General features: G+C 44.1%; 7 protein-coding genes. 6 read left to right on the forward strand and 1 reads right to left on the reverse strand.

The annotated features are described in order from the left end of the window. The first annotated feature begins 57 nt into the window (after window positions 1–57). The 6 genes from LDL35_RS02420 to LDL35_RS02445 all read left to right on the forward strand — a co-directional run bounded on the left by LDL35_RS02420 (window position 58) and on the right by LDL35_RS02445 (window position 8,381). The gene (locus LDL35_RS02420; protein WP_304019144.1) at window positions 58–1,179 is read left to right on the forward strand and encodes a PAS domain-containing sensor histidine kinase; all 1,122 of its coding nucleotides are present in this window, start codon (window positions 58–60) and stop codon (window positions 1,177–1,179) included. A 106-nt stretch (window positions 1,180–1,285) separates the two neighbouring features. Then, complete coding sequence (locus LDL35_RS02425) at window positions 1,286–3,514, forward strand: PhnD/SsuA/transferrin family substrate-binding protein (RefSeq protein WP_304019146.1); 2,229 nt, start codon at window positions 1,286–1,288, stop codon at window positions 3,512–3,514. Window positions 3,515–3,556: 42 nt separating this feature from the next. Further along, window positions 3,557–3,736, forward strand: coding sequence for a hypothetical protein (locus LDL35_RS02430; protein ID WP_304019147.1), 180 nt, complete (start codon window positions 3,557–3,559; stop codon window positions 3,734–3,736). 343 nt (window positions 3,737–4,079) lie between these two features. Then, window positions 4,080–5,447, forward strand: coding sequence for an ATP-binding protein (locus LDL35_RS02435; protein WP_304019149.1), 1,368 nt, complete (start codon window positions 4,080–4,082; stop codon window positions 5,445–5,447). Window positions 5,448–5,562: 115 nt separating this feature from the next. Beyond that, window positions 5,563–6,642 (forward strand): hypothetical protein, encoded by a 1,080-nt coding sequence (locus LDL35_RS02440; RefSeq protein WP_304019151.1) that lies wholly within the window; start codon window positions 5,563–5,565, stop codon window positions 6,640–6,642. A gap of 131 nt (window positions 6,643–6,773) precedes the next feature. Further along, entirely contained in the window at window positions 6,774–8,381 is a 1,608-nt protein-coding gene (locus tag LDL35_RS02445; protein ID WP_304019153.1) for a transporter substrate-binding domain-containing protein, read from the forward strand. Window positions 8,382–8,459: 78 nt separating this feature from the next. On the opposite strand, the gene LDL35_RS02450 is transcribed toward LDL35_RS02445, so the two are convergent. Continuing rightward, on the reverse strand, window positions 8,460–10,000 hold a 1,541-nt coding region (locus LDL35_RS02450; RefSeq protein WP_304019155.1), incomplete at its 5' end, for an ATP-binding protein.

Here is a 10,000-nt window from a genome sequence, read left to right on the forward strand (position 1 = left end):
ATCATAAATGTGTTGGTAAAAGAAGGCTAATTTATAGATTTAATATAGGCAGCGCATATGCTAAGTAGTTATAAATCTACAGATTCAGGTATCGACTATTTATGCTCCATTATCCTGGACATTACCGAAAAAAAGGCGTCAGAACGGCTTCTAAAGGAGATAGAGAGTCAGCAGCGTCTCATCATAGAAAACGTTCATGATCCTGTGGTCATCCTTGACTTTAACGGGAATGTCCTCTATGGAAACCCGGCAGCCTATTCCATCTGTGAATTATCCCCCGGTTCTCTGCCATCACCGCTCAATATCAGGGATTTTCTTTCACCAGAATCCCTTGAAAAGAGTTTGGCTGACCTTGCAGAGATCAAGAGGACAGGAAATCCGGTTATCAATGAGTATACTCTCATCACACAGTCAGGGAAGGTACGGACTGTGGAGGCTGCAGGACACCTTATTCAGTGGAACGGAGCGGATGCAGACCTGGTCTCCATTCGTGATATCACCGACCGGAAAGAGGACAAGGATGCCCTGTTGCAGGCCAACCGGAAACTTACCATCCTCTCTTCGATCACGAGGCATGATATCTTAAACCAGGTGACGGCCCTTTTGGGATATCTTGAGTTACTGGCGGACCATGACCTGGATCCGGAAATTCATACATATATTGAAAAATGCCTCTCCTGTACAACCACTATCCGGAGTCAGATCGCATTTACAAAACTGGTTGATGATATCAGGAATAAATCGCTCATGTGGCAGTATGCGGAACGGATGATTACTCATGTCCTTGATGGGTATTCAATCGGTCCGATAACCTGTCAGGTTGATCTGAAAGGGTTGTACCTGTATGCAGATCCGATCCTGGAAAAGGTAATCTTCACGCTGATTGAAAATTCCATCAGGCACGGGGATCATGTCACCAGGATTGCTTTTTCCTACCAGATTGATGATGGAGACTGTATCTTTGTGTATGAAGATGACGGATCTGGTATTTTGGATGATGAGAAGGAGAAGATCTTCAGGCAGGGGTATGGGAAACACACCGGCCTTGGGCTATTTCTCATCAGGGAGATTCTGGCAATTAATAAAATGACCATATCGGAGACCGGTACTTTGGGTTCTGGAGCACGGTTTGAGATCCGTGTCCCTGCAGGGAAATGGGTGGTGAAAGAGGGGGTGTGATAAGGCCGGGGGTTCCTTTTGGTATCCTTCTCAGGGAAGATGGCCGGGATCCTTATCATGTCAGAAGTATATCCATCTTATCTGAATATGATGGTTCAGGGATCTGGTGGATGGGAGTGGGGGTGAGGATGTGGTGATGATCGGAAGACGGAGGCGATATTTTTCAGGGTGGCTCATCCTCTTTCATGTTCTTCTATTTCTCTCTCTTCTCATCGCCCCGATCCCTGCTCTCCCGGTTAGTAGTACAGAGCAGGTCAGGGACAATAGTGTCGGTTCGGATTCTCATCTGCCTTCTCTCTCTCCGGTCTCTGAAGATGTCAGGATTGGCGTGTTAGCAAACCGGGGGGAGGAGATTGCTCATATGGAGTGGGACCTGACTGCTGACTACCTCTCAGAAAAGCTTGCCCCATATCATTTCACCATCATCCCCCTTTCTTTTCAGGAGGTAACGCCAGCCGTTCAGAACCGGAGTGTGTCATTTATCGTTGCAAATCCGTCTGTATATACCGCTCTTGAGTACTATGGCCTTGCCCAGCGGATTGCAACCTTGCAGGTACCCGGTGATCCTGACCCGATCCCGGTCTTTGGCGGGGTGATATGTACCCGGTCTGACAATGCTGATATCCGGACTATTGAGGATCTGAAAGGAAAACGATTTGCAGCGGTTGATCCGACATCGCTTGGCGGCTGGCATGCTGCATTCAGGGAGATACAGGAGCGGGGGCTTGACCCTGAACGGGATTTTGCTGAACTGAACTTTACCGGGACACATGATGCTGCTGTCCTTGCAGTTATTAATGGATATGCAGATGCAGGAACTGCCCGAAGTACCCAGCTGGAGCGGATGGCAAAAGAGGGACGGATCGATCTGAACCAAATCCGGGTTATCAATGATCAGAGCCAGGTATATCCATGGTATCCATACCGGATATCCACCCGTATGTATCCGGAATGGGCATTTGCTGCGGTTTCCGGGACGAATCTGACCCTGAGCATGGCGGTATCTGTTGCCCTCCTGATGATGGATGCAGATGATCCGGCTGCACTGGCTGCAAGAAGTGCAGGATGGGCGATTCCCCAGGACCATTCGTCGGTTCATGAACTTCTCAGGACTTTACATCTGCCTCCTTATGAGGATTACAGGATACCTACCGTTCAAGAGGTGTTCAGGCATTTCTGGCTGACTATTCTTGCGATTCTGGGTGGGATTGCAATTCTTTCTCTCCTTCTTGTGAATACCTGGCACACGAAACAGGAACTTAAAAGAGCCCTGATGCAGGGACAGGAACAGGAACGGATTATGAAAACCCTGATCAGTAATCTGCCAGGGGTTGTGTACCGGTGTGCAAACGATAAAGACTGGACGATGATGTATATCAGTGACGGGTGCAGGCAACTGACGGGGTATGAGCCGGAAGATTTCATCGGAAATAAAACTCTTTCCAATAACGATATCATCCATCCTGAGTATCGCGACGATATCTGGGATATCTGGCAGAAAAAATTGCAGATGAACGATTACTTCGAGGGTGAATATCCGATTATCACCCGGAATGGAGAGACCAGATGGGTGTGGGAGCGGGGAAGGGGGATTTTTGGCGATGACGGGACGATCCTCTTCCTTGAAGGGTTCATTTCAGACATTACCGACCGGAAACAGATGGATGAAGCGCTGAAGGAGTCTTATCAGAAGATCCGTCTTTTAACCGGCCTGACCAGGCATGATATTCTCAATCAGCTGACCTCCATGCAGCTCTGTCATGACCTGGCACGTGACAGCGAGAACATGGAGGAGTGTATGACCTTTGTGGACCGGGCATCTGCCATTGGAAAACGAATTGAGGCAACCATTGGGTTTACCCGTGAATATGAAGCATTCGGGACAGCCGGATCAGGATGGCAGCAGGTATGTAAGGTTATCGAATCTGCAAAAACCGAACTCTCTCCGGGTGAGGTCATTATTGAAAACCTGGTTCCTTCTGACCTGACCGTCTATGCAGATCCCATCATCCGGAAGGTATTCACAACGCTTCTTGATAATGCCATCCGCCATGGGAGAACGGTAACCAGGATTCGGTTTTCTGCACGGGAAGAGAATGGGTCCATGATCCTTATCTGTGAGGATGACGGGGTCGGAATTGCTGAAGAGGAGAAGACCCGTATCTTCCAGCGGGGATATGGAGCACATACGGGTATCGGCCTCTTTTTAGCACGGGAGATACTCTCGATTACCGGACTTGATATCTGTGAGACCGGAACACCGGGAGAAGGGGCCAGGTTTGAGATATGGGTACCATCCGGGAAGTGGAGGAGAACAGGGGATATCCGTTCATGAGATTGAGGTATAAGAGGTCAAAAAGCACCGGTATTATTCTTCATGATAATTCTTCTTCTGGGATGCTCCGGCTCTCTCTCTGATCCTGGAATTCGACAATCTCCGGTTACCTCTCCTCAATTTCCGTATTCATACTCTCCGGATTATTATGCTACCCGTCTTGTATCGGGGTCCCCGGCACAGGATACCTTTCGGGCATTTGATAATCTGGTCTTTAATTAAAACGATAATGGTCTAATTGTGATTAGTACTAATCGTGATTAGATTTTTTGTGGGTTTTCAGAAAGAGCGTATGAATTAGGGTTTTTTGGATTTTACTGGATTAAAGTAGACTCTTTATACATAACTTGGTTCGCATAATTTTATACCCGCTATAACCGCACAATCATATTACACAATTTTACCGAAAATTGTGCATTACAGTTTTTCTATTGCAAAATTTTCAGAACGTCAGGATAGGTATATTCTGGATGCTCTTATTATCTTATTATCTTATTATTGTTCGATCAAAAATCAGACCGGTAGATTTTTATAATAATTGGTCTAATCATGATTAGTACTAATCGTGATTAGACATTTTATCAATAGGCATAAAGAACTTCAGGTTCTGGAAAAAGAGTGGGATAAACCTACGGCAAGTCTGATTATCGTATATGGTCGGCGCAGGATTGGAAAAACCCGGCTTTTATCAGAATTCACCCGTGATAAATCAGGAGTATTATTTTTTGCAGAAGATACTGCTCCACGTGTTCAAATTGAAGGGCTGAAAACTCTTATTTCCCAGTATCTTCAAGACCCTCTTCTTGCAGATCTTCCAATCTACACATGGTCACAATTATTTGATTATCTCAGTTCACATCAACCGAATCAACGCTCTTATCTCATCATTGATGAGTTTAGTTACCTGATTAAATCAGATCAATCGGTGTTATCTGCTATTCAGAAAGCGTGGGATATGCGACTTTCCGCATCACCATGGGTAATAATTCTGACTGGTTCACTCCTGGGCCTGATGAGTGATGCTGCGTTATCCCACACTTCACCACTTTATGGACGAAGAGATCGGGATATTCTTTTAAAATCCCTTCCATTCTCAGAAGCCAAAAAATTCCTTCAGGGTTCATTCGAAACATGTCTCCAGATGTACTTTATTATTGGAGGAATTCCTGAATATCTAAACCGGGCAGGAGAATATTCTGATATTGATGCTTTTACGTCGAATGAATTCTATGATATGTTTGGGTATTTCTATCGAGAACCATATTTCTTATTATCACAGGAATTTCGGGAATTGAAGATATATCAGTCCATTTTGGGGTCGCTTGCTTCCGGAAGAACAACACCATCAGAAATTGCGACATCTATTGGATTAGATACCCGGAATCTCTATCCCTATCTTGAGAGTATGATACGGCTTGGATTTGTTGAGAAAGAATCTTCCATAATTGGCAGCCCCAAAAAAAGTATCTATAGAATATCGGATTCACTTCTGGATTTCTGGTACACATTTGTCTTTCCGAACAGGAGATTTATTGAACTCTCTCATCCTCTGACTCCCGCCCATACACATTTTTTTGGCAGGAAGTTTGAAGTTTTCATCCGGGAGGAAGTAATATCCCGCTTGTATCCCGGACAGGATGCCGGCAGATGGTGGCATAAAGAAGAGGAGATTGACTGTATTGTTTTTGATTCACGAAACCATTCGGTTGTTTTTTGTGAATGTAAATATTCTCGATTAACCCTCTCAAAGGCATATCAGGTTCTTCATACGCTGGAAAAAAAGGCTGAACTGGTTCCATTTGATATGAATGTATGGAAATCTAAAAAATTCTGCTTATTTGTCAGGAATGTAGAAGAAAAAGAGAAATTGATGAAGGAAAGATATCTGGTATACGACATTCGTGATATTGAAAAATTATATTCTGATGCCTGATGCGAGAAAACTTCCGGAAGATCAGGATCTGCAGAACTTGAAAACCTTCATGATCCTTTAAGATAATATGATTCTGAATACGTCTACTCCCTAAGTTCGGGGAGTCGGAGGATCAATGAATCACATTGTCATGTCTATCCTGGCTTTTGCTTTGGTTTTGAGCGTATGTATTCCCACCTTGGCATCCGGTGCAGATATCCAAAATATCACGGGAACCTGGACGGGTGAAGGAGAGATAACGAATTGTGATGGCATTATCACTCCATCGGTTTTATCGTATACTCTTTTCAATCAGTCTTCCCGTGTTTTTGAAGGGCACTGTGAAGATAATACCGGTTTTCCCAAATCAATAATTGGGTGTATTGGGCCGGATAACCGGTCGGTACTGATGCTATCAGAAGGCGGGGTTCTTCGTATTGGTTCATTCCTGGGGTCAGAAGAACTAATATCTGCAACTGTTCACCCTGATAAAAATGTTTCAATTGAGAGACTTTTCAGAAACCCCACTCTAAACATTCCGGATTATAAGATTGAAGACATCACCGGCTGGTGGCCGTTTCTTACCACCGAATCGCTTGGGAAAAATGGCCTATATATGAATGTAACGCAGGATGGAGGGGGTATCGCTGTAATCAACCAGTCCGGCCGGTTATTGAATGGAACTCTTGTTCTCCCAGACCGGAATGAATACGCATTATCCGGGTGTCTTTCCGGTGATGGAATGACGATTGTTGCCCATACCACAAAACCCTCGCTCATACTTGGGAGAATAATCGATGGGAATACCGGTATACTTCATGAACTGCCTGATGACATGTCTGATCCGGCTGTCAGAACCTGGCGTTTTTCCAGGGATGGTCAGTATGCCATACCAGAACCAGATCTTCCAGATCTGACCGGGATATGGAATAGTACCGAATCTGAATATACCGGTATCACTCCTGCCGATGAATCTGAATATCAGCCGGTTATCCTTTCCATAGATACTCATGAAGGTTCGCTCTTCTCCGGAGATATCGATTACACGGGAGAATATGAGCGGATATGGGGAGCTTTCAGTGATGATGGTCGCTCACTTCTCATGAAAGGAGAGGGCGGGGCAATAATTCTTGGGTACCTTCAGGAAGATGAGATGAAGGGGGTTATTATCAGACATGACGGGCAATCACTTATATTCTTTTCTGCGATGAGATAAAGGGTATAGTATGGGTTCTATTCATTAACCGGGGTTAAAACGATGGAATTATATTGGTAGTGATTACTGTACTAGTACTGCACGATCTTCAGATACATATCGTTTCGCAAATATATATGATGTCCCGATATATGTATAAGAAAAAAGAAAGTTCTCATCTCCTCCCCTTTCCTATTCAATTATCTCTCATTCTATCAATTTTCATCCTTTGTTTTCTCATTCCCGTATCATCAGGAGCTGATGAAAAGAGCGGTGTGGAATATCAGTACTGGGCTGATGAAAACTACCCTCCCTTTGAATTTAAGGACAACTCCGGGAATGCTGCTGGTTTTTCTGTTGATATTATCCGTGCAATTGGGAAAGAAGCAGGTTTCACGGTCAATGTAACGCCTCATCCATGGGGGGAGGTAAAAGCAGCACTATCCAACCATACTATTGATCTTTCAGGGACAATGGCATACGATATCAACCGGACCGACCGGTTTGTATTTTCTGTTCCCATCGTTACCCTGAACTGGTACCTCTATGTTCAGGAACATTCAGATATTACCTCTCTTGACCAGCTCAAAGGCAAACGGATCATACTTGCCAGTGGGGATATCTGGGAAGAAAAACTGGAAAACGCCCGGTTTCCAGCAAATATCACGATTGTTCCTGATTACCGTGAGCAGTTATTGCAGATGTCTGCCGGTGGGTATGATGCAGCTATTATTAACAAACCGGTTGCCTCGTACCTGATGGAGCAGCTTGGGATAAGGAATTTAAAGCCGGCTGGAGAACCAATTGAACGACTGAAACTTTGTGTTGCGGCCCATAAATCAGATCCGGATCTGATTGGAAAGATAAACGAAGGCATCGTTATCATCAATAGAAACGGTGAATATGAACGGATCTCAAATCTTTGGTTTGCTCCCATAGAGCGGCAGTATGAGGCAGAGTTATTTCAAAAGGTTTTTTTGTATGTCTTGTTGCCTGTTTTAGGGCTGCTCTTTGTCATCTTCATGTGGATCTGGACACTACGGAGAATGGTTGCCAGGAAAACAGTGGAGCTTCAGAATGAATTATCTGCACGAATTGCAGCACAAAATGCGTTACTTGCAAGTGAAAAGAAGTACCGTGCACTTTTTGAAGACTCAATCCTTGGCATATTCCGGATAGATCCTGATGGCCGGTTTTTGGAGATGAATCCTGCATTTGCAGGGATTTATGGGTATAAAAATCCTGAAGAGATGAAACAGGCTTTAAAGGAGAAAGACACTCCTCTCTCTTCTCTGACGAATAAGGAGAATCCCATCTATGGCCTCCTCAAACAGCAAAGTGAAGTAACCGGGTTTGAGCTTGAAGAGAAGAGGCAGGATGGAACGCCTTTCTGGATAAACGTTCATATGAAGGTCGTCTGTGATGATAATGGTGCAATAGAATTCTATGAGGGAACTGCCGAAGATGTTACGAGAAGAAAAATGGCAGAGTATGAAAATGAGCTGGCCCTTGCCCAGATAAAGAAGAACATAGCAGAACTTTCCATATTAAACGATGGAATCCGAAACCCGCTGACCATCATAGCCACTCTTTCAGAAAACCTTGGTCCTTATGAAAACGCAATCATTCAGGAACAGATTAAAAAGATTGATCTTCTGATCAATCAGCTGGATATCCGATGGGTTGAGTCGGAAAAAATTATCAATTATCTGAGAAAACACCATGATATCCATATAACCATAAAACAAAAGGATACGTGAAAGGTGTTTTCATCTTATTGTTTTATTGGAATAAACCAGAATGCATCCTGGATTATGGCCTGAAATTTTCTCATTGTATTATCCGGATGACACATCCCACTGCTCAATATTTTTAGTTTTCGGATTCCATACGATACCGACCAGAATCACCTGGTTTGATTTTGCCAGATATTTCTCTGCATATCCCTTTTTCATTATCTGACTGAGAGGATTTCTATCTCCACTTTTATCAATTCCCAGGACCTTAAATTCAAATATCCAGGTAATTGAGCCGGCCTGAAGTGAAAGGTCAATCCTTCCTTTATTTGTGACATCCTCAGGGATAACGGGAAAGCCAAGACTGGAGAGCCATGCATAGAAAACACTGGCATAATACCCTTCATATTGAGATATCGGGTTTTTCCTGTACCAGTCATGAGGAATTGATGCAAACAATGCCTGGATACGGGTACGCAATCCCTCTGCATCTCCAGTCTCGAGAATTCTCCGATATGCCGGGACAGATACATTTTGGGCATCCGGACCGAGAATAGAGAGAATCATTCGGTTAAACGATTCACGAACTTCACGGTTTGGAAATCCCAGGGTATACCATGTTCCGATATCAGGGTTACTCTCCCAGGAATGGATCGTTAGGTACCCTGCCTGAAAAAGGAGCGTTTCAACCCGGATCCGCTCAGGATCAAACGATCCTAAAAGTTCATCTCCGGCAACCATACCGTCTAATTCTGCCGGTAATCGTGGTGCATTTTTCCACAATTCAATGAGAAAACCTGGTGGGCCGGTCTCAAACCAGTATGGTCTGAATACTCCTTTGGAAAAGAGAAGAAGGATGTCAAAGGGATTATAGACCTTCTCACCGTTCCATGAATAGCCATTATACCATTCTCTGACCTTTTCTTTGTTAAATTCCGAAATATATGCTCCAAAAATATGCTCCAGATCATGTTCAGTGTATCCACAGATTGCAGAATATATATCATCAAGCGTGATATCGTTCAGGTTATTCAGGCCAGAGAAAATTCCGGTCTTTACAAATTTAGAGACGCCGGTAAGCATCACAAACTTCAGGCTGAAATCGAGGGATTTGAGGATTCCGTAAAAGTCTCGCAGCATATCCCGCATCTCTGCAGCGATAACCGGCGTTTTCAGGGTATCCAGGATTGGTTTATCATATTCATCGATAAGGATTACAATCTGCATCCCGGTCTTTTTCTGAATATTTCTGACAATATACTCAAATTTCCCTCCACTCGTCGTAGGAACCGGGGTACATTCATATTGGAGCGCCCATGAGTCTAATATTTCATGAATTCTCCGCTCCAGTTCCTCAGGTGTTCTGACAGGAGCGACAGACCAGTCTATTCTGAGAACCGGGTATCGGAGTGAAAAATCCCATCCCGATTCTGGTGTATCAAGATACAATCCGGAAAACAGGTCCCGGTTTCCTGAAAATGCACAATCGATGGTATCAAGAAGAAGGCTTTTTCCAAATCTACGGGGCCGTGAGAGAAAATAATATTTACCCTGTTTGGTGAGTTTGGAAATATATTCGGTTTTATCCACATAGGTATACCCGTCGGTGATGATGGTGGAAAAAGACTGAATACCTATGGGTA

The organism is Methanospirillum hungatei (genome assembly GCF_020216685.1).
In the GTDB taxonomy this organism is placed as follows: Archaea; Halobacteriota; Methanomicrobia; order Methanomicrobiales; family Methanospirillaceae; genus Methanospirillum; species Methanospirillum hungatei_B.

Bases quoted from the DNA above. Each gene is read 5' to 3' on its own strand.
- LDL35_RS02420 (WP_304019144.1), top strand. From the start codon at position 58: ATGCTAAGTAGTTATAAATCTACAGATTCAGGTATCGACTATTTATGC.
- LDL35_RS02430 (WP_304019147.1), top strand. From the start codon at position 3,557: ATGATAATTCTTCTTCTGGGATGCTCCGGCTCTCTCTCTGATCCTGGA.
- LDL35_RS02440 (WP_304019151.1), top strand. From the start codon at position 5,563: ATGAATCACATTGTCATGTCTATCCTGGCTTTTGCTTTGGTTTTGAGC.
- LDL35_RS02445 (WP_304019153.1), top strand. From the start codon at position 6,774: ATGTATAAGAAAAAAGAAAGTTCTCATCTCCTCCCCTTTCCTATTCAA.